At 66.8% G+C, this 17,759-nt stretch carries 22 protein-coding genes; 14 read left to right on the forward strand and 8 right to left on the reverse strand.

Annotated elements, in window-relative coordinates; genetic code table 11:
• Positions 1-12: 12 nt before the first annotated feature.
• On the reverse strand, positions 13-159 hold the full coding sequence (locus QO014_RS23265) for a hypothetical protein (RefSeq protein ID WP_266351142.1): 147 nt from the start codon (positions 157-159) through the stop codon (positions 13-15).
• 104 nt (positions 160-263) lie between these two features.
• The gene (locus tag QO014_RS23270) at positions 264-1,133 is read right to left on the reverse strand and encodes an oxidoreductase (RefSeq protein WP_266351143.1); all 870 of its coding nucleotides are present in this window, start codon (positions 1,131-1,133) and stop codon (positions 264-266) included.
• Between the two features lie 71 nt (positions 1,134-1,204).
• Here QO014_RS23270 and QO014_RS23275 point away from each other — a divergent pair, with 71 nt between their 5' ends.
• Positions 1,205-1,624: a winged helix-turn-helix transcriptional regulator gene (locus QO014_RS23275; RefSeq protein WP_266351144.1), complete on the forward strand. Its 420-nt coding sequence runs from the start codon at positions 1,205-1,207 to the stop codon at positions 1,622-1,624.
• A gap of 67 nt (positions 1,625-1,691) precedes the next feature.
• On the opposite strand, the gene QO014_RS23280 is transcribed toward QO014_RS23275, so the two are convergent.
• The gene (locus tag QO014_RS23280; RefSeq protein WP_266351145.1) at positions 1,692-2,633 is read right to left on the reverse strand and encodes an AraC family transcriptional regulator; all 942 of its coding nucleotides are present in this window, start codon (positions 2,631-2,633) and stop codon (positions 1,692-1,694) included.
• 228 nt (positions 2,634-2,861) lie between these two features.
• On the opposite strand from QO014_RS23280, the gene QO014_RS23285 reads away from it, so the two are divergent.
• Complete coding sequence (locus QO014_RS23285) at positions 2,862-3,632, forward strand: alpha/beta fold hydrolase (protein ID WP_266351146.1); 771 nt, start codon at positions 2,862-2,864, stop codon at positions 3,630-3,632.
• Between the two features lie 152 nt (positions 3,633-3,784).
• Here the strand turns inward: QO014_RS23285 and QO014_RS23290 are convergent, their stop codons facing one another.
• Positions 3,785-4,585: an SDR family NAD(P)-dependent oxidoreductase gene (locus QO014_RS23290; protein ID WP_266351187.1), complete on the reverse strand. Its 801-nt coding sequence runs from the start codon at positions 4,583-4,585 to the stop codon at positions 3,785-3,787.
• 218 nt (positions 4,586-4,803) lie between these two features.
• Here QO014_RS23290 and QO014_RS23295 point away from each other — a divergent pair, with 218 nt between their 5' ends.
• Positions 4,804-5,388: an NAD(P)H-dependent oxidoreductase gene (locus QO014_RS23295; protein WP_266351147.1), complete on the forward strand. Its 585-nt coding sequence runs from the start codon at positions 4,804-4,806 to the stop codon at positions 5,386-5,388.
• 181 nt (positions 5,389-5,569) lie between these two features.
• Here QO014_RS23295 and QO014_RS23300 read toward each other — a convergent pair whose 3' ends face one another.
• The 3 genes from QO014_RS23300 to QO014_RS23310 form a co-directional block, all read right to left on the reverse strand.
• Positions 5,570-6,760 (reverse strand): TCR/Tet family MFS transporter, encoded by a 1,191-nt coding sequence (locus tag QO014_RS23300; protein ID WP_266351148.1) that lies wholly within the window; start codon positions 6,758-6,760, stop codon positions 5,570-5,572.
• 388 nt (positions 6,761-7,148) lie between these two features.
• Complete coding sequence (locus tag QO014_RS23305; protein ID WP_266351149.1) at positions 7,149-7,454, reverse strand: antibiotic biosynthesis monooxygenase; 306 nt, start codon at positions 7,452-7,454, stop codon at positions 7,149-7,151.
• A gap of 241 nt (positions 7,455-7,695) precedes the next feature.
• On the reverse strand, positions 7,696-8,190 hold the full coding sequence (locus tag QO014_RS23310; RefSeq protein WP_266351150.1) for a P-loop nucleotide/nucleoside kinase family protein: 495 nt from the start codon (positions 8,188-8,190) through the stop codon (positions 7,696-7,698).
• An 88-nt stretch (positions 8,191-8,278) separates the two neighbouring features.
• On the opposite strand from QO014_RS23310, the gene QO014_RS23315 reads away from it, so the two are divergent.
• From QO014_RS23315 to QO014_RS23340, 6 genes are all read left to right on the forward strand, one after another.
• Positions 8,279-8,788 (forward strand): hypothetical protein, encoded by a 510-nt coding sequence (locus tag QO014_RS23315; protein ID WP_266351151.1) that lies wholly within the window; start codon positions 8,279-8,281, stop codon positions 8,786-8,788.
• A complete protein-coding gene (locus QO014_RS23320; protein ID WP_370877201.1) occupies positions 8,727-10,028 on the forward strand; it encodes a DNA-packaging protein in 1,302 nt (433 codons plus the stop codon). The genes QO014_RS23315 and QO014_RS23320 overlap by 62 nt, the downstream gene beginning before the upstream one ends.
• Positions 10,029-10,137: 109 nt before the next feature.
• Entirely contained in the window at positions 10,138-10,338 is a 201-nt protein-coding gene (locus tag QO014_RS23325) for a hypothetical protein (protein WP_266351152.1), read from the forward strand.
• Positions 10,319-10,759 (forward strand): DUF2335 domain-containing protein, encoded by a 441-nt coding sequence (locus QO014_RS23330; RefSeq protein ID WP_266351153.1) that lies wholly within the window; start codon positions 10,319-10,321, stop codon positions 10,757-10,759. The genes QO014_RS23325 and QO014_RS23330 overlap by 20 nt, the downstream gene beginning before the upstream one ends.
• Before the next feature lie 178 nt (positions 10,760-10,937).
• A complete protein-coding gene (locus QO014_RS23335; protein ID WP_266351154.1) occupies positions 10,938-12,161 on the forward strand; it encodes a phage portal protein in 1,224 nt (407 codons plus the stop codon).
• Positions 12,149-12,337, forward strand: coding sequence for a hypothetical protein (locus QO014_RS23340; RefSeq protein ID WP_266351155.1), 189 nt, complete (start codon positions 12,149-12,151; stop codon positions 12,335-12,337). Before QO014_RS23335 ends, QO014_RS23340 begins: the two co-directional genes overlap by 13 nt.
• A 1,240-nt stretch (positions 12,338-13,577) precedes the next feature.
• Here the strand turns inward: QO014_RS23340 and QO014_RS23345 are convergent.
• On the reverse strand, positions 13,578-14,285 hold the full coding sequence (locus QO014_RS23345) for a hypothetical protein (RefSeq protein ID WP_266351156.1): 708 nt from the start codon (positions 14,283-14,285) through the stop codon (positions 13,578-13,580).
• A 357-nt stretch (positions 14,286-14,642) separates the two neighbouring features.
• On the opposite strand from QO014_RS23345, the gene QO014_RS23350 reads away from it, so the two are divergent.
• From QO014_RS23350 to QO014_RS23370, 5 genes are all read left to right on the forward strand, one after another.
• Positions 14,643-15,221 carry an HK97 family phage prohead protease gene (locus QO014_RS23350; RefSeq protein ID WP_266351157.1) on the forward strand — a complete coding sequence of 193 codons (579 nt, stop codon included), beginning with the start codon at positions 14,643-14,645 and terminating at the stop codon, positions 15,219-15,221.
• Positions 15,218-16,450: a phage major capsid protein gene (locus tag QO014_RS23355; RefSeq protein ID WP_266351158.1), complete on the forward strand. Its 1,233-nt coding sequence runs from the start codon at positions 15,218-15,220 to the stop codon at positions 16,448-16,450. Before QO014_RS23350 ends, QO014_RS23355 begins: the two co-directional genes overlap by 4 nt.
• A 201-nt stretch (positions 16,451-16,651) precedes the next feature.
• Complete coding sequence (locus tag QO014_RS23360; RefSeq protein ID WP_266351159.1) at positions 16,652-17,221, forward strand: head-tail connector protein; 570 nt, start codon at positions 16,652-16,654, stop codon at positions 17,219-17,221.
• Positions 17,218-17,550 carry a phage head closure protein gene (locus tag QO014_RS23365; RefSeq protein WP_266351160.1) on the forward strand — a complete coding sequence of 111 codons (333 nt, stop codon included), beginning with the start codon at positions 17,218-17,220 and terminating at the stop codon, positions 17,548-17,550. The genes QO014_RS23360 and QO014_RS23365 overlap by 4 nt, the downstream gene beginning before the upstream one ends.
• On the forward strand, positions 17,547-17,759 hold a 213-nt coding region (locus tag QO014_RS23370; RefSeq protein ID WP_266351161.1), incomplete at its 3' end, for a hypothetical protein. The genes QO014_RS23365 and QO014_RS23370, both read left to right, overlap by 4 nt.

Here is a 17,759-nt window from a genome sequence, read left to right on the forward strand (position 1 = left end):
CGGCCGGTGGCGCTATTTCCCCTGCACGGACACGCCGTTCTGGTCGATCTTCATCTCGACGCCCTTCGGCTGCGTCTCCTCGCGATAGACATAGATGCCAAGGCCGATAACGACGACGACGAGCGCGCCGATGACGAGGAAGAGCGTGTTCTGCTTCATGCGGGGAAACTTCCATTGGTGAATCAAGCCCGCTTCAATCTTTGAGCCCGCCAATGGTTCCACGCTTTGCGCGCATCAGGCGGATTGGCCGCAGAAGGCGCCCGTCATCGCCGCTCCCAGGGGAGATCGAGCGCGCCGGCGTCCTGTGTGTCGAAATCCGTGGAGAGGCTGAGCGCGCGCCATGCCTGGTCGTTCTCCATCCGCGCGCGGTCGGCCGCCTCGGCGATGCGGACGGCGTCGCTGCCGAGCAGCAGGCGGAGCGGCGGCTCAGCGAGACCGGCAATATGCAGGATCACCGCCGCCGCCCTGGCCGGATCGCCCTGCTGCGCGCCGTCATGGCTGGCGCGGAAGCGCGCCATGGCGCCGACGGTCGCGTCATAATCGGGATGGCTTTCATGCACCGTCATCGACGCGCCGGCCCAGTCGGTGCGGAAGGCGCCGGGCTCCAGGATCGTGACCTTGATGCCGAGCGGGCCGACCTCCTTGGCGAGCACTTCCGAAAAGCCCTCCACCGCCCATTTCGCCGCCTGATAGGCGGAAAGGCCGGGCGCGCTGGTCCGCCCGCCGATCGATGAAAACTGGATGATATGGCCGGCGCGCTGCGCTCGCAGCACGGGCAGGGCGGCGCGGCTGACATGGACCACGCCGAACAGATTGGTCTCGATCTGGGCGCGGAAATCGGCCTCGCTCATATCCTCGATCGAGGCGACGTCGCCATAGCCGGCATTGTTGACGACGACATCCAGCTGCCCGAAGGCGTCCACCGCCGCCTTGACGGCAGCGCGCGCGGCGGCGGGATCGGTGACGTCGAGCGCGACCGCGCGGACCCTGTCGCCATGGCGGGCGACGAGATCGGCGAGCTGGGCGGGATTGCGCGCGGTGGCGATGAGGTTGTCGCCGGCGGCGAGCACGGCCTCGGCGAGCGCACGGCCGAAACCGCGCGAACTGCCTGTGATGAGCCAGGTCTTCGACATGGAATGGTTCTCCTTCAAGCGGACCCGCCCGAGATAGAACCGATGGTTCCGTATTGAAAGAAGGCACCCGGATGATCTATACACACCTCATGGTAACCATTGTCGAACGCCCGCAAGAGCCATCCGAATTCTGCGCCAGCATGAGCGAGGCGGAGGATAATCGCGCCCGCGAACTGCTGGAGCGTGTATCGGCGAAATGGCCGCTCGGTGTCTTGCAGGTGCTGGCCGAGGCGGGGGCGCCGCTGCGCTTCTCGCGGCTGATGGAGCGCGTCGACGGCATCAGCCAGAAGATGCTGACGCAGACGCTGCGCATGCTGGAAGCCGACCGCCTCGTCACCCGCACGCTCTATCCGCAGGTGCCGCCGCGCGTCGATTACGAGCTGACGCCGCTCGGCCGCGAATTGCTGCTGCAGATCCTGCCCTTCTGGCGCTGGATCGTGCAGAACCTCCCCGCCTTCGACGCCGACGAGACGACGAAGGCCGCCGAATAGAGCGGGGAGGGCCCTGATCGGACGCGCCGAAATCGCCGCGCGACATTCGCCGGAAGGGCGCGCCCGGCTACGGCCGCCCCTCGCTGGTTGCCCTGATATCGACGGGAGAAACACCGAACTGCGCCTTGAAGGCGCGGCTGAACGCGGCTTCGGAATCATAGCCGACCCGCCTCGCCACATCGCCGACGCGCGCATTCGACTGCCGCATGAACCCGTGCGCCAGCGTCAGCCGCCATCGGGTCTGGTAGGACAGAGGCCCTTGCTGGACCAGCGACGAGAACCGATCGGCAAAGCTCGACCGGGACATTCCGACCGAGTTCGCGAGCTCGGCAACGCTCCATTTGCGAAACGGCTCGTCATGGATGGATTTGAGCGCGCGGCTGATGCGCGGATCCGCCAGGGCGCCCAGCCATCCGGTATTGTTCGGGTGGCTCGTCTGCGCCCAGGTCCGGATCACGCGAATGATCAGCACGTCGATCAAGCGGGAGATCATGACGGAAGAGCCTGGATAGACGGTCTGGGCTTCCATCATCATGAAATGGGCCAGTCCCTCGAGCCATCCGCCAGTCTGTCCGCCTGACTTCTCGATATGGATGACGGCCGGAAGCGCCGAAACGACCCACGGCACGGCCGAGCTTTCGAAATGGAACGACCCGGCGATGAGCCGGGTCTGCGCGCCATTGCCGCCATGGCGCAGACCGAGGCGCTCATCCGTGAACTGCGCCGCCATCAATTCGTCGGCATTCGCCTCCGCTGCGCCGCTGCCATCGGTCAGGACGTGGCCGACGCCGCGAGGCAGCATGACCAGATCTCCGGCAATCGCCTCGACGGGCGGCTCGCCCGCCACCGCGACGCTGAGTTTCCCCTCGAGAACCACGAAGAAATAGGCCGATCCGGGCTGGAAACGCAGCGCCCAGGGCTGGTTGAGGTCGACGGAGAACACCAGCTCGCCGCGAAGCCTCACCAGATCGAGCATCTGCGACAGCAGGTCGACCCGGGCTGCGAGCATGCTCGCAGCTCTGGACGATGGAGCATGCCTTGCGGGGTCCCGGTCATGGTCACTCACGGCGCCACATCCTAATTTACGGGTGTCTTCTGAGACGGACTAACAAAGATAAATCAAAGCGTTATCGGATTTCGCCAGAATGCTGGAACGACGAAACGCGGCGCCGAGACTATCGCAGAACGTCCGGACTGACATCCCCTGGCGCCGAGGCGCCGCAAATGGAGCTTTGAAATGAAATCCCTTCTCATCTCTGCCCTCATGTTCTCCACCGCGATGCTGGGCGCCGCCCCGGCCTTCGCCCAGACCGCCCTGCCGAAGGGCACTATCAAGAACATCGTCCTGGTGCATGGCGCCTTCGTGGACGCGTCGAGCTGGGACGGCGTTGCCGCGATCCTTGCCGCCAAGGGCTATACCGTCACCGCCGTCAAGAACCCGCTGACCTCGCTGGCCGATGACGTCGCCGCCACCGAGGCCGTTCTCGACGCGCAGGATGGACCGACCGTTCTCGTGGGCCATTCCTGGGGCGGCGTCGTGATCGGCGAGGCCGGCGACAATGCCAAGGTCAAGGCGCTGGTCTACGTCTCCGCCTTTGCGCCTGATAAGGGCGAAAGCGTTTCGGCGCTGGCGGCGGGCGGGCCGGCCACGCCGGGCACCGCGGCGATCCGTCCCGACAGCAAGGGCTATCTGACGATCGACCCGGCCGTGTTCCCGAGCGCCGTCGCCGGTGATCTTCCCAAGGCGGTCGGCGAGCATCTGGCGGCCCATCAGATGCCGATCAACCATACCGCTTTCGATGCTCCGGCCACCGTCGCGGCGTGGCACGACAAGCCGAGCTGGTACGTCCTCAGCACGAAGGACCTCGTTCTCGACCCGCATGCGCAGGAATTCTTCGCCGGGCGCATCAAGGCCAAGGTGACGAAGGTCGATGGCAGCCACGCCTCGCTGGCGTCTCATGCAGCGGAAGTCGCCGCCGTCATCGAGGCTGCGGCCGCCGCCAAGTAAGCTGCCAACTAGGCGGGCAAGGCAACGAGCGGCGTCGCCGGGAGGCGGCGCCGTATTTCACCGTCGGGCGTGTCGAAAGACCATCGGACGCCCATCGGCCCGGCAGGTCCCTCCGATTTGCAGATCCTGATCCGGGCGGATCGGCGCGTGCGCTACCGCGCCGTCCAGCCGCCATCGATGAGCAGCGTCTGCCCGGTGATCATCGAAGCCGCGTCGGAGGCGAGGAACACGACCGCGCCGGAGACTTCCTCCGGCTCGCCGATCCGGTGCAGCGCGGCGATGCGCTCGATCACATCGGCGTGGAAGGCCTCGTCGGAGAGCATCTTCGCCGTGCCGTCGGTATGGATGAAGGTCGGCGCCACGCAATTGACGCGGACATTATGCTTGCCCCATTCGACCGCGAAGCACTTCGTCATATGCGAGACGGCGGCCTTGGAGAGGCAATAAATGCCCTCGCCGGGCAGCGCGATCGCCCCGGCTTGCGAGCCCATGTTGACGATCGCGCCGCGGCTGCGGGCGATCATGTGGCGGCCGACATATTGCGACAGGAAGAAGGTCGACTTGACGTTGAGATCGATCGTGAAATCGAACTCGGCCTCGGAAAAGGCCTCGATCGGCCCGAGCGTGCCGCCGCCGACATTGTTGACGAGAATATCGAGATGGCCGAAGGCGGCGATGGCCTCGTCGACCGCGGCATAGGCCTGCGGCAGGTCGAGCACGTTCATCGGCAGCGCCAGCGCGCGGCGGCCCATCGCCTCGATCTCGGCCGTGAGCCCGCCATCGGCCTCGACCTCGCGCAGGCCGAGCGCGACATCGGCGCCCGATGCGGCGAGCGCGAGGGCGGCGGCGCGGCCGAGGCCCCGGCCGGCGCCCGTGACCAGCGCCGTGCGGCCGGAAAGATCGAAGCGCGGCAGGCCCGGCCGGGCGGCGGCTTCGCTGGTCGCTGTGGTCATGGTGGTGGCGTCGGTCACGGCGTTTTCTCCCTTTTTCCCCGCCGCGTCGCGGCCGGTCTCGCCCGACGATAATCCAGCATGTCCCTCCTGTCCCGCCGCGCTTCGCGCGCCGGGCGGGTTGCGGGAACGGAGCGGCCCGACCGCTGTTGATCAAGATCAAGGCCTTATCGGCGCGCCCGCCTATTCTGGCCTGCAAGACGAGATGAGGAGGCCGTGCCTTGGCCAGCAGAATCGTGATCATCCAGGGTCACCCGGATCCGGGCGAACGCCATCTCTGCCATGCACTCGCCGATGCCTATGCCGAAGCCGCCGCAGCGGCGGGCCATGAGGTGGTGCGGGTCGAGCTTGCTGCGCTGGATTTTCCGCTGATGCGCAGCGAGGCCGAGTTTCTCCATGGCGCGCTGCCGGCGACGCTGGAGGCGGCGAGCGACGCGATCCATGGCGCGCAGCACATCGTCTTCATCTTCCCGCTCTGGCTCGGCACCATGCCGGCGCTGCTCAAGGGCTTTCTGGAGCATGTGATGCGGCCGGGGCTCGCCTTCGCGCACCAGGAGAAGGGCCTGCCGAAGAAGCTGCTCGCCGGCCGCTCGGCGCGGGTGATCGTCACCATGGGCATGCCGGGCTTCTTCTATCGCTGGTTCTATCGCGCGCATGGCGTGCGCGGAATGGAGCGCAACATATTGAATTTCGTCGGCATCAAGCCGGTGCGCGAGACGTTCCTCGGCAATGCCGAGGGGGTGAGCGCGGCCGCACGGGCCGGCTGGATCGAGAACATGCGGGCGCTCGGGCGACGAGCCGCCTGAGGAGTTGGCTTTGACTTCTCCGGACTTTTCCGAGGACCGGACGCAGGCCTGGTTTTACGGGATTGAACCGGGAGGAGCGCGGCCGGGGTAGCGCGACGGAAGGGGGCTGTGGGGGCCCCCGACCGCACGCCGGCCCCGGCCGTTGCTCGTCAGGGCAACGGCGCGATCGTGCAACGCGCTTTCAGGCGTCGCCGGTGGCGGGCTTGGTCATCCGCAGGCGGAGAACTAGCGGAATGGCGAGCGCGTAAAGCGCCATGACGGAAAGCCAGATGGCGCCAGGCCAGCCATCGCGAACGGCAAAATAGAGCATCGAGAAGGCGAGGGGCGCGATGATCGAGGCGAGGCCGATGGTCGAGACCAGCACGCCCTGAAACTGGCCCTGCCTGTCCTCATCGACCAGCCGGGTCGCCAGTGACTGCAAGGCCGGCACGCCGAGGCCGCCAAGGGCGAAGACCGGCATGATGGCGAAGATCATCCAGCCCCGAGGCGCGAAGGCCATGACGGCCAAAGCCAGCGAGACGCTGGCTATGCCCGTCATGATCGCCGCCCGCTCGCCGAGCAGCTTCACGGCCGGGCCGGGCAGGAAGGCCTGGGCGATCGCCTGGCAGGCGCCGAACACGCCGAGCGAAAGCCCGATCCAGAGGCCGCTCCACTGGAAGGCGTCGCGGCCCCAGAGCGCCCAGCAGGTGCCATAGGCTTCGCCTGTGGCGCTGAAGAGGAAGAAGATGACGACGATCGGCAGCAGGCCCTTCATGCCGAACACCCAGCGCAAGGGGAGGAGCGGATTGAGGGCGGAAAGGTCGATCGTCTCCCCTGTGGTCACGCGCGATTCCGGCAGGACGAAGAAAGCGAGCAGGAGATTGCAGGCGTTGAGCGCGGCGGCGGCGATGAAGGGCAGGCGCAGCCAGTGATCGCCGAGCAGGCCGCCCAGCACCGGGCCGACGATGAAGCCGACGCCGAACATGGCGTTGAGGAGCCCGAAGCGGCGCGCGCGCTTGTCCTCGGGCGAGATGTCCGTGATGTAGGCGGTTGCGACCGAGATGTTGGCGCTCGTCAGGCCCGCAATGGCGCGGCCGAGAAAGAGCAGCGAGAGACTGGGGGCGAAGGCGAGGAACAGATAGTTCACCGCCGCGCCGGCGAGCGAGATCAGCAGGATGGGCCGGCGCCCGAGCCGATCGCTCAAGGCGCCGAGCACCGGCGCGAAGACGAACTGCATGACGGCGTAAAGGGCGGTCATGACGCCGATATAGGGCGCGACGTTTCCAGCCTTGGTGACCTCCTGCAGCAGCGAAGGCAGGATCGGGAAGATCAGCCCGATGCCGACGGCATCGAGCATGATGGTGGCGAAGATGACGATGAGAGACGTGTTCATGGCGCGCTCCGAATGGCGCAAGCGCTTCAGCGCGACGAGGCGCTCACGGCTTGGGACAAGGCCTGACAGGTCAGGCGTGGCTTCAGGGAGACGCTGGCCGGCCATGCCGCGAAGGGCGCATGGGCGGCGTATGCTTGGCCGCCGGTCGGTCGCTAAAGGGCAACAAAGACGAGCGGCCGCTTTTCGCGACAACGCCGATTACGCCGGATGGCTGCTTGCGGCAAGCCGGTTGTTGAGGCTTCGCTTGGTGGGGGGTTGGGTGCGGGGGCGCCGCTGGCAGGGGTGGCGGGTTGGGCGCAGCCCGGGACGCACGGTCACGACGCGCAGCCGCAGACCGCTCAGATGCCAGCCGCGATGACAATTCCTCGCGCGACCGAACCGGCCGCGCTCAGCCGTTCGGCGTGATCTCGAACACCGCCTCGCCGGATACGGCGTCGGTCACGCCGGCGCCATCGGCGAATTCTTCCAGGAGATGGCGGAAGCCGTCGAGATTGCCGATCATCTGCGGACGCGCGCCGACGATATGGTCGAAGCTCTCCCATTCGGCGATCGAGCAATAGGTGCGGTCTCCGGTCTTGATCAGCGCCGCCTTCCGCATGCCGTCGAACGGACGCGGAATGCTGCGGAAAAGCTCCTCGAACGCACGCTCCTCGCCGGGCTTCACGCGGAAGCGCACCACATTATAAGCCGTCATCGCCATGTCCTCCGAAATGCCGATCACACGCAAGGCGTGTCACCTGCAGATTAGCATTTTGGCGTGGCGGGCGGGGATGATTCCGTTCTCACCCGTCCCGATTCCGGGCCCTGGCCGAGGGGCGAACGGGAGGTGGCGCGAAGAAGGTGGTGGAAAGAAACTAGGAATAAAGTCCTTGACAGCGTCACGCTGTTCGGGTAGGGTTCAGGTATAGTCGGACAGTTGCGCTTCGGGGCGGCGGTCAGGGGAGGGCGCGGGTCAGTTCGGCCAGCGCTTCTTCGGCCGGGCGTCCGGCCGTGTCGATCACGATCCTGTCGCGTGTCCAGGGTTCATAGTCGCGCTCCACCACCTCTCGCCATGTCGGCTGCACATGGCCTTCTATATCGTTTTCCCGCGTCTCGACGCGGCGGCGGTGTTCGGCCGGATCGGAGCAGATGATCTCGATCTCCACGAAGGGCGCGCCGGACTCGGTCGCGACCTTGCGCCAGGCGTCGCGGGTGAGCGCGATCGGGTTGACGCTGTCGGCGACGACGGTGGCGCCGAGGCGGAGATTGGCGCTCGCGAGCGCATAGGCGATCACATAGCCCTCGGCGGTGATCGGGCCCTGATGGCCGGCCTCGCGCAGCGCCTGCTCGATGATGTCGATGCGCAGATAGGTCGCGCGGCGCGCGGCGGCGAGCGCACGCGAGAGCGTGGTCTTGCCGGTGCCGGGCAGGCCGCCAAAGATGATCAGCATGATGGTTCCTCCGGGATCATTTTCGCGAAGCGGGCCGCGCGGGTAAAGCGCGCCGCCTTCTCTCCATGGAAAAAGCGGAGGCTCGGCCATGGCCGATGACGAGGTGTCGGCCGATTGGGCCGCGATCCGCGCCGATTGCGAGGCCGGGTTGCTCAGCCAGCGCGCGATCGCCGAAAAGCACGGCCAGACGCGGCCGACCATCATGAAGCGCGCGCTCGCCGAGGGATGGGCGATGCCGGCCGCCCGGCCGGGGCGGCGCGCTGCGCATCCGAAGCCGGCGCATCGTCTGCCCGACCGGGCGGCGCTGGTGGCGCGGCTCTTCCGCTCCTTCGAGCGGCAGATCGCGGCGCTGGAAAAGCGCTATGCCGGGGGCGGGGCGGCGGCGGACGAGAAGGATGCCCGCATGCTGGCGGCGCTCGCCCGCACCTTCGAGACGCTGAACGGTCTGCGCGCCGACGAGGAGAAGGAGGAGCGGAACCATGCTCCCGTCGATCACGACGCACTGCGCGCCGAGCTTGCGCGACGAATGGCGGCGCTTGACCCGGCTGGGCTGGGACCCCGCGGATATTCTGACGCGGACGATCCGGGCGGCGGGTGATTTCGACGCGATCGGCAAGGATTGGGCGTTCTGGTCCCGCGACGACCAATGGCCGCCCGATGGCGACTGGCTCACCTGGCTGATGATCGGCGGGCGCGGCGCGGGCAAGACGCGGGCCGGCGCGGAATGGGTGCGCGGGCTGGTCGCCGGGCGGCCGGGTTTCGCGCCGGCGCCGGTCGGGCGGATCGCGCTCATCGGCGAGACGCTGGCCGATGTGCGCGACGTGATGATCGAGGGCGTCTCGGGCCTGCTTTCGGTGCACGATGCCGGCGCGCGGCCGCTCTGGCAGCCCTCGCGCCGCAGGCTCGAATGGCCGAGCGGCGCGGTGGCGTTCTGCTTCTCCTCCGAGGATCCGGAGAGCCTGCGCGGGCCGCAATTCGAGGCCGCCTGGGCGGACGAGCTGGGCAAATGGCGCCATCAGGAGGCGTGCTGGGACATGCTGCAATTCGGCCTGCGCCTCGGGACCGTGCCGCGCCAATTGGTGACGACCACGCCCCGCGCCACGCCGCTGCTGCGCCGGCTGGTCAAGGCGGAGCGGACGGTGATCACACGCGCCTCGACGCGCGCCAATCTCGGCAATCTCGCGCCGGGCTTTCTGGAGCGTGTCGTCGGGCGTTATCAGGGCACGCGGCTCGGCCGGCAGGAGATCGACGGCGAACTGATCGAGGATCGCGCCGACGGGCTCTGGAGCCGCAACGGCATCGAGGCGATGCGGGTCGACGAGGCGCCGGAACTGGCGCGGATCGTGGTCGCGGTCGATCCGCCCGCCTCGCGCCGCAAGTGGGCGGATGCCTGTGGCATCGTCGCCTGCGGTCTCGGCGTCGATGGCGTCGGCTATGTGCTGGCTGATCGCAGCCTCGCCGAGGTGAAGCCCGCCGCCTGGGCGGCCGCGGCGGTGGGGCTCTATCGCGCGCTCGACGCCGATGGGCTGGTCGCGGAGGTGAACCAGGGCGGCGACATGGTGGAAAGCGTCATCGCGGAGATCGATCCCGGCGTGCCGGTGACGAGCGTGCGGGCGACGCGGGGCAAATATCTCCGCGCCGAGCCGGTGGCCGCGCTTTATGCGCAGGGCAGGGTGCGCCATGCGGGGACGTTTCCCGCACTCGAAGATGAAATGGCCGATTTCGGCCCGGAAGGGCTCGCCAATGGCCGCTCGCCGGACCGGCTCGACGCGCTCGTCTGGGCGCTGACCGCGCTGATGCTGAAGCCGCCGGCCGAGCCGAGGGTGCGGTGGCTGTGAGGGGGTGGATGATCCGATAGACTGGCGCGGGCCCGGACATGGAGCTGGTCGATCCCTTGATTTGCGGCGGTATTCGGCGCATCTCTTGAGGGTGAGCCGAGGAATGACGATGTCGAAGAAATCTGCCAGCAGCACGACGGCCGAAGCCTTTGTGAAGGGCTTGGGCGCACTCGCGATATTCGCCCATCCGCTTCGCCGCAGCGAGAGCGGCTCGACGGCGTCTAAGTCCGCGCGCGCGCTCGCCAGCGATTGGGATCGCATCGGTGCTGATCTGAGGAAGGTGGCGGGGCGTGAGCGGCCCGCCAAGTAACCCACCGAGTAGTCGGGATCAATCAACCATTGGCGATACGCCACGCCGTCCGGACGCCACGGATGAGCGGACACCTGATATTTCCATTCGTCATGAGGCCTGGGTCGGCCCCCTTCCGCCGCCACAATTCCTGAAGCAGTTCGACGATGTCGTCGAAAACGGCGCCGAGCGCATCATGCGCCAGTGGGAGAGCGAATCCGACCATCGCCGCGCCATGGAACGCGAGGAGATGCGCATTTTCGCCCGCGCGGATTTGCTCGGTCGCGTTCTGTCCTTCGCCTTCGTGCTGGTGAGCCTGGCTGTCACGGTCTTTGCCATCGTCTACCGCCAGCCTTGGGTCGCGGCGATTCTGGGCGGCACCACCATTGGTTCGATCGTCTGGGCGTTCATGAGAACACATCGCGACGCCGGGAAAGACTGAGCGCGGGCAGGCGCGCTCATGTGCAACCTCCAGATACGCCGCAGGCGATCATTTCGGAACGAGCCATCGGTTTGCCTTTGCCGCGGCTGCGAGTAGCTGCGCGGTCTTGAGCAGCCCGGCGCCCCTCTCGCCGTGCCGAGGCGAGAGCAACTCAAAACGTCCTTCGACGGAGCAACCCATGAAACCGAGCGTTCTCGACCGCCTGTTCGGGCGGCGCGTTGTCGTGCCCGAGGCGAAGGCCTCGCGGACCGGGCCGCTGATCGCGCTGCAGGTGCAGGGGCGGCCCGTCTGGACGGGGCGCGATCTCGCCAGCCTGGCGCGCGAGGGCTTCATGAAGAACGCCGTCGTCTATCGCGCCGTCACCATGATCGCGGAAGCGGCCGCCTCCGTGCCCTGGCTGCTCTATGAGGGCGCGGACGAGATCGCGGCGCATCCGCTGACCGACCTGCTCGCCCATCCGAACCGGCGTCAATCCGGCGCGGCGTTCCTGGAGGCGCTCTATGGCAATCTGCTCGTCGCCGGCAATGCCTATGCCGAGCTGGTCATGCTGGGCACGAAGCCGGCCGAACTGCACACGCTGCGCCCCGACCGGATGAAGATCGTGCCCGGCGCCGATGGCTGGCCCGAGGCCTATGATTATGCCGTCGCGGGCCGCTCCGTGCGGTTTCCGATCGGCGATGGGCCGTCGCCGATCCTGCATCTCAGGCTCTTCCATCCGCTCGACGATCATTACGGCTTCGCCCCGCTCGAAGCCGCCGCCATCGCGCTCGACATCCACAATGCCGCCGGCGCCTGGAACAAGGCGCTGCTCGATAATGCCGCCCGGCCTTCCGGCGCGCTGGTCTATAAGGGCGAGGGCGGCGGCACGCTGAGCCAGGACCAGTTCGAGCGGCTGAAGCGCGAATTGGAGACGAATTATCAGGGCGCGATGAACGCCGGCCGGCCGCTTCTGCTCGAAGGCGGGCTCGACTGGACGGCGATGTCGCTCTCGCCGCACGACATGGATTTCATGGAAGCGAAGAACGGCGCGGCGCGCGAGATCGCGCTCGCTTTCGGCGTCCCGCCCATGCTGCTCGGCATTCCCGGCGACGCCACCTATGCCAATTATCAGGAGGCGAACCGCGCCTTCTGGCGCCAGACCGTGCTGCCGCTGGTCGGCCGCACGGCGCAGGCGCTGACCGCATGGCTGGCGCCGGCTTATGGCGAGACGCTGCGCCTCTGGTACGACGCCGATGCGGTGGAGGCGCTCTCGGTCGAACGCGCGGCGCTCTGGTCGCGGGTCGAGGCGGCGGGGTTCCTCTCGCGCGACGAGAAGCGCGCGGCCGTCGGCTATGGACCGGCCGGCGTGGGCGGCAGCGAGGGAGCGGGAGAAGAAGAGGGAGAAGGAGAATGGACGCCCTGACCAAGGTCTTTGCCACGCGCGGCGATCTCGCCCATCTCGCGCTGTTCCTCTGGGCGTCGGGCTCCAGCGGGCTGCTCGTCTGGGCGCTCAAGGAGCTCGCGGCCTCCAACCGCCGCTTCAACGATTTCGTCGCCGAGATCGCGCGGCTGAATCAGTTCTTCAATGGAAGGCGGTAAGGGATTCTGCGCCTTGGTGTTTTGGCCGTGGCTTTCCTTCCTTAACCCGCCCCCGGAGGGCGGGTTGAAAGTGCGCAGCGCTTTCGGGGCGGGGGTAGCTTCGGCGAGAGCCGAAGCGTTCTGCCTTGCCGGTGGAGCGCGTCGTCGTGCGCAAGCACCCCCTCCCCAAAACCGCTGCGCGGTTTTGACCCTCCCTCGAGGGGAGGGTTTGGGCGCCTCTGGAATCAGCGTGGGCGGCCCAGGCCGCGCTATGGCCACGGCCGCTGGCGGGGAACTGAGCCCGCTCTTGCTTCAACCCGCCCCCGGAGGGCGGGTCGAAAGTGCGCAGCGCTTTCGGGGCGGGGGTAGCTTCGGCGAGAGCCGAAGCGTTCTGCCTGACCGGTGGAGCGCGCGTCGTCGTGCGCAAGCACCCCCTCCCCAAAACCGCTGCGCGGTTTTGACCCTCCCTCGAGGGGAGGGTTTGTCCGCCTCTGGAATCGGTGCGGACGGCCCAGGCCGCGCTGTGGCCACGGCCGCTGGCGGGGAACTGAGCCTGCCCTTTCTTCAACCCGCCCCTGGAGGGCGGGTTGAAAACGCGCAGCGCTTTCGGGGTGGGGGTAGCTTCGGCGCTCGCCGAGGCGTTCTGCCTTGCCGGCGGAGCGCGTCGTCGACACCGCACTCCGTCAGTCATCCCGCCGCTCCGCCGTCATCCCCGCGAAAGCGGGGATCCATCCAGCCGCGAGGCTTCACGGCTGGGTGGATCCCGGGTCTGCGCTTCGCGCCGCCCGGGATGACGGCGGAGTGTGGGGACGGCAGGCCAATCATTCGAACATCTGATCGGGAGACCACCATGACCATCCTGCTGAAGCGACTGCTCGGACGGCCGGATGCGGACCACCGCCGGGTGTTCCGCGATTTCGCCGGCGTGCTGGAAAAGCTGCTGACGGGCCGGTAGCGCCGATCCTGATTGCTTGAAGCTCTGCCAGAGGGCCGGACTCCTCTTCTCCCGCCCCCATTTGGGGAGGGGGTACCGGCTCGGTTTCTCCGGATAGGCCCTTTCCCCATTCCCGACAGTCCGCACGCTGCCTCCGCTCTTTCCCTTTGCGCACCTCGCTGCAAGAAGGGTATGGACGCTATGAGTTCTCGTATTTCGGTCTGCCGATCCATTGGAAAATGGATGCTTGATGAAATGTCAGTCGAGTCACGAATAATGACTTGCCTTTGAAAAATTATCTTGGATGTTTCTATATCATCCTGAATTTCAAAAAGTACTCTTCATTGGCGACTGCAATCTCTCAACTTCCTTGCCACTGCTATCATAGATTACTGTTAGCGTGTAGGAAGAGCGGAAATCCGTAGGGTGCACCCGGAAGGCGACCGCACTCGAACCATCCTCATTGAGCCTGATTCTGCAACTGCGATCCGAATTGCCCTCAACAGCGTAAACGCTGTAATTTTGAGCGACAAGTTCATCAACGGTCGACGCCAAGCTTTCTCCTATCAAGGCAAGCGTTGCTGCCGCTTTGAATACTTCATCTGGAGCGAATCCGCTTAGCTCTATGCCTATATTTCGTTTCGGAGTCTGACTGGCCAGCGGAAGTCCGAGGATGACAGAATTGCCTGCGCCCTGCGCTTCGCGCGCGATAGTTGATAGCTCTTGGATGGGATCTTCCAATGGGGGTGTTTTCTTTTTGTCCGATTTTCGTTTCGTTAGGAGCCCCTTGATACCTACCCAGCTGTCTTTTCCGGCTTCGGCTACAATCGCCGAGACATAGATTGCTGCGCCTGAGACGATTAGCTGCTTCCACCAAGACCACTCCAGAAGTATCTGTAGCGTATCATTGGGCCCTGCCAGATCTCTCATACGCTCCGTTTCGGGAACGATATGAAAATATCGCTCGATGAGATCGGACGCCTTCTGCCGGGACGGCATATGAGTTCCGTAGGCTATGGCAATTCTAGCAGACATTTCTATCTCCTGAGGTCGAGAAGCTAAAGAAACAGACTGCATTCGCAGAGTCGAGCAGGTTTTATTCTTGGTGTACGACGACCCTTACACGGGAAGAATCGGACAGAGGACCTTGCCGGGCATCGAACGTGAGCCGGGCCGAATGCAATCCTGACAGCCCGCGCCCTGCCCCGGCGCTCCCCCTCCCTGGCCCTCCCCACGAGGGGGAGGGGATGCCGTCTCTGGAATTCGAGTCTCGGTCGATGTTCAGCCTGCGCGCGATCTCGGCGTGCAGCGGAATCAACCTCTCAACAAAGCCGCCTAACAAACTGAAATGACTCGTCCCACGCCGGCGCAACCGCCCGTGAAGGAGAACCCATGCCTGCTCCGATCCTGCCCGTACCCATTCCGCCCACCGGACTCCGTCCCGCGCTCGAGGTGAAGTTCGCCGCCGCCGATTTGTCCGGCGTCGATGGCGAGGGTGTCTTTTCCGGTTATGCGAGCCTGTTCGGCAGCGCCGATCTCTCCGGCGATATCGTCATGCCCGGCGCCTTTGCCCGCTCCATCCGGGCGCGCGGCGTGAACGGCATTCGCATGCTCTACCAGCATGATCCGGCCGCGCCGATCGGCGTCTGGCTCGCGCTCGTCGAAGACCGGCGCGGGCTGTTCGTGCGGGGCTGCATCATGGCCGATGTCGCCCGGGGCCGCGAGGCGCTGGCGCTGATGCGGGCCGGCGCGCTCGACGGGCTCTCGATCGGCTTCAAGACCGTCAAGGCCCGCGCCGATCGCAAGGCCGGCACGCGCCAGCTTTCCGAGATCGACCTCTGGGAGGTCTCGGTCGTCACCTTCCCGATGCAGCCCGAAGCGCGCATCGCGGCCGTCAAATCGTCTACCCTTCGCCTCGCCGCCCGGATGCGGCGGGCGGCGCTTACCCTCAACCAAAGGACCAGCCGATGACCGACGTTCCCGCCGCCGCGCCCGAATTCAAAGCCGCCGAAAGCGGCGATGTCGGCGCCGCCTTCGATGATTTCATGCGCGCCTTCGAGGCGTTCAAGGAAACGAATGACGAGCGCCTCGCCGAGATCGAGCAGAAATTCACCGCCGATATCGTCACCACCGACAAGCTCGACCGCATCAACAAGGCGCTCGACGAACTGACGCTGAAGAGCCGTCGCCCGCCGCTTTCGGCCGAGCGGGCGGCGAGCCGCGCGCCGTCTGAGCACAAGGCGGCGTTCGAAAGCTATATCCGCGCCGGCGACGAGGATGGCTATCGCCGCATCGAGCAGAAGGCGCTTTCGGCCGGCTCGAACGCCGATGGCGGCTATCTCGTGCCTGTTGAGACCGAGACGGAAATCGGCAAGCGGCTCGCCGCGATCTCGCCGATCCGCGCCATCGCCGATGTGCGCCAGGTCTCGTCGGGCACCTATCGCAAGCCCTTCATGACGGCGGGCCCGGCGGTCGGCTGGGCCGGCGAGACGGATGCGCGCAGCCAGACGACATCGCCCACCATCGCGGCACTCGATTTTCCCGCCATGGAGCTTTACGCCATGCCGGCCGCGACCGCCGCGCTGCTCGACGACAGCGCGGTCAATATCGACGAGTGGATCGCGGCGGAAGTGGAGGGCGCCTTCGCGACGCAGGAGGGCACGGCCTTCGTCTCGGGCGACGGCACCAACAAGCCGAAGGGCTTCCTCGCCTATCCGACCGCGCTCGAGAGCGCCTGGGCCTGGGGCAAGCTCGGCTATCTCGCGACCGGCGTTTCCGCCGCGCTGCCGGCGAGCAACCCGTCCGACATCCTGGTCGACCTGATCTATGCGCTGAAGGCCGGCTATCGCGCCAATGCCCGCTTCGTGCTGAACCGCCGCACGCAAGCCGTCATCCGCAAACTGAAGGATGCCGACGGCCATTATCTCTGGCAGCCGGCGGCCATGGCGGGCGGGGAGGCCTCGCTGCTCGGCTTCCCGGTGACCGAAGCCGAGGACATGCCCGATATCGCGGCCAATGCGCTGGCGCTCGCCTTCGGCGATTTCAAGCGCGGCTATCTGGTGGTCGACCGCCTCGGCGTCCGCGTGCTGCGCGATCCCTATTCGGCCAAGCCCTATGTGCTCTTCTACACCACCAAGCGCGTCGGCGGCGGCGTCCAGGACTTTGATGCGATCAAGCTGCTGAAGTTCGGGACTTCGTAGCCGCTGTTCTTGCTTGAACCCGCCCCTGGAGGGCGGGTCGAAAACGCCCTTGCGTTTTCGGGGCGGGGGTAGCTTCGGCGTCAGCCGAAAGCGTGCTGGCCGGAGAAAGCGCCCCCTCCCCAAAACCGCCAAGGCGGTTTTGACCCTCCCTCAAGGGGAGGGTTTAGCCCCTTCGCCATAGCTTCACTTCTAGGAAATCCCATGACCGCAGCTCTCATCACCGGGCCGGCGATCGAGCCGGTTACGCTTGACGAGGTCAAGGCGCATCTGCGCCTTGATGGCGACGCCGACGACGCGCTCCTCGCGGCCGCCATCGTCTCGGCGCGCATCCATGTCGAGGTCGCGACGCGGCGCGCGCTGATCACGCAGGCCTGGCGCCTCTATCGCGACGGTTGGCCGCGCGGGCGGATCGTCGAACTGCCGGTCACCCCGCTGATCTCGATCGACACCGTCACGCTCTACGACATGGCCGGCGTGCCGCATGTGCTCGATCCCGCCGGCTACAGGCTCGATCGCGCCGCCGTGCCGGGGCGGATCGTCTTCGCGAGCCGGCCGGCGGCGGCGCTCTATGAAAACGGCATCGAAATCGATGTGACGGCCGGCTATGGCCCGGCGGCGGGGGATGTTCCCGCGCCGCTCCGTCAGGCGATCCTGATGCTGGTGGCGCATTGGTACGAGCATCGCGGCGCGGTCGGCTCCGATCTCGCCGGCTGGGTGGCGCCGCTCGGCTTCCAGGCGCTGACGGCGCCCTACCGCGTGCATGCGCTGTGACGGCCGCCTTCGATCCCGGCATTCTGGCGCATCGCGTCACGATCCAACGCCCGGTCGCAACGCCGGACGGGGCCGGCGGCGCCGCGCTCACCTGGGAGGCGCTCGCGACCGTCTGGGCGGCGATCGACCCGGTCTCGGCGCGCGAGGATGCGGCGTCCGATCGGCTCGCGACGCGGCTCACCCATCGCATCACCGTCCGCTTCCGCGCCGATCTGGCGGGCGGCATGCGGATCGCCCATCGCGGCCGCTCGCTCCGCATCACCGCCTGGCGCGACCCGGACGAGACGCGGCGGTTTCTCGTGCTCGATACCGAGGAGGAACGGCCATGAGCGCGCGCAGACTGACCGGATCGGCGCTGAAGGCCGTCCTGCGCCAGGCGGCCGAGGCGCGCATCGGCGAGGCGATCGATCGCAACGCCGCCCGGCTTTCGGAAGCGATCGCTACCGCCGATGAAGCCCTCAGCCAGCCCTCTCTCCCCGCAGGGGGGAGAGCGGGAGAGGGGGCGGCGGGCCAGATCTCTGTCTTTGATGACCTCCCA

It is taken from the genome of Kaistia dalseonensis, from assembly GCF_030814715.1.
GTDB classification, from domain to species: Bacteria; Pseudomonadota; Alphaproteobacteria; order Rhizobiales; family Kaistiaceae; genus Kaistia; species Kaistia dalseonensis.

What these genes read in the sequence shown, in the direction of transcription:
- QO014_RS23265 (WP_266351142.1), bottom strand. Translation starts at nt 159, where the DNA reads ATGAAGCAGAACACGCTCTTCCTCGTCATCGGCGCGCTCGTCGTCGTC.
- QO014_RS23270 (WP_266351143.1), bottom strand. Translation starts at nt 1,133, where the DNA reads ATGTCGAAGACCTGGCTCATCACAGGCAGTTCGCGCGGTTTCGGCCGT.
- QO014_RS23275 (WP_266351144.1), top strand. Translation starts at nt 1,205, where the DNA reads ATGATCTATACACACCTCATGGTAACCATTGTCGAACGCCCGCAAGAG.
- QO014_RS23280 (WP_266351145.1), bottom strand. Translation starts at nt 2,633, where the DNA reads ATGCTCGCAGCCCGGGTCGACCTGCTGTCGCAGATGCTCGATCTGGTG.
- QO014_RS23285 (WP_266351146.1), top strand. Translation starts at nt 2,862, where the DNA reads ATGAAATCCCTTCTCATCTCTGCCCTCATGTTCTCCACCGCGATGCTG.
- QO014_RS23290 (WP_266351187.1), bottom strand. Translation starts at nt 4,585, where the DNA reads ATGACCACAGCGACCAGCGAAGCCGCCGCCCGGCCGGGCCTGCCGCGC.
- QO014_RS23300 (WP_266351148.1), bottom strand. Translation starts at nt 6,760, where the DNA reads ATGAACACGTCTCTCATCGTCATCTTCGCCACCATCATGCTCGATGCC.
- QO014_RS23305 (WP_266351149.1), bottom strand. Translation starts at nt 7,454, where the DNA reads ATGACGGCTTATAATGTGGTGCGCTTCCGCGTGAAGCCCGGCGAGGAG.
- QO014_RS23310 (WP_266351150.1), bottom strand. Translation starts at nt 8,190, where the DNA reads ATGCTGATCATCTTTGGCGGCCTGCCCGGCACCGGCAAGACCACGCTC.
- QO014_RS23315 (WP_266351151.1), top strand. Translation starts at nt 8,279, where the DNA reads ATGGCCGATGACGAGGTGTCGGCCGATTGGGCCGCGATCCGCGCCGAT.
- QO014_RS23325 (WP_266351152.1), top strand. Translation starts at nt 10,138, where the DNA reads ATGTCGAAGAAATCTGCCAGCAGCACGACGGCCGAAGCCTTTGTGAAG.
- QO014_RS23335 (WP_266351154.1), top strand. Translation starts at nt 10,938, where the DNA reads ATGAAACCGAGCGTTCTCGACCGCCTGTTCGGGCGGCGCGTTGTCGTG.
- QO014_RS23340 (WP_266351155.1), top strand. Translation starts at nt 12,149, where the DNA reads ATGGACGCCCTGACCAAGGTCTTTGCCACGCGCGGCGATCTCGCCCAT.
- QO014_RS23345 (WP_266351156.1), bottom strand. Translation starts at nt 14,285, where the DNA reads ATGTCTGCTAGAATTGCCATAGCCTACGGAACTCATATGCCGTCCCGG.
- QO014_RS23350 (WP_266351157.1), top strand. Translation starts at nt 14,643, where the DNA reads ATGCCTGCTCCGATCCTGCCCGTACCCATTCCGCCCACCGGACTCCGT.
- QO014_RS23355 (WP_266351158.1), top strand. Translation starts at nt 15,218, where the DNA reads ATGACCGACGTTCCCGCCGCCGCGCCCGAATTCAAAGCCGCCGAAAGC.
- QO014_RS23360 (WP_266351159.1), top strand. Translation starts at nt 16,652, where the DNA reads ATGACCGCAGCTCTCATCACCGGGCCGGCGATCGAGCCGGTTACGCTT.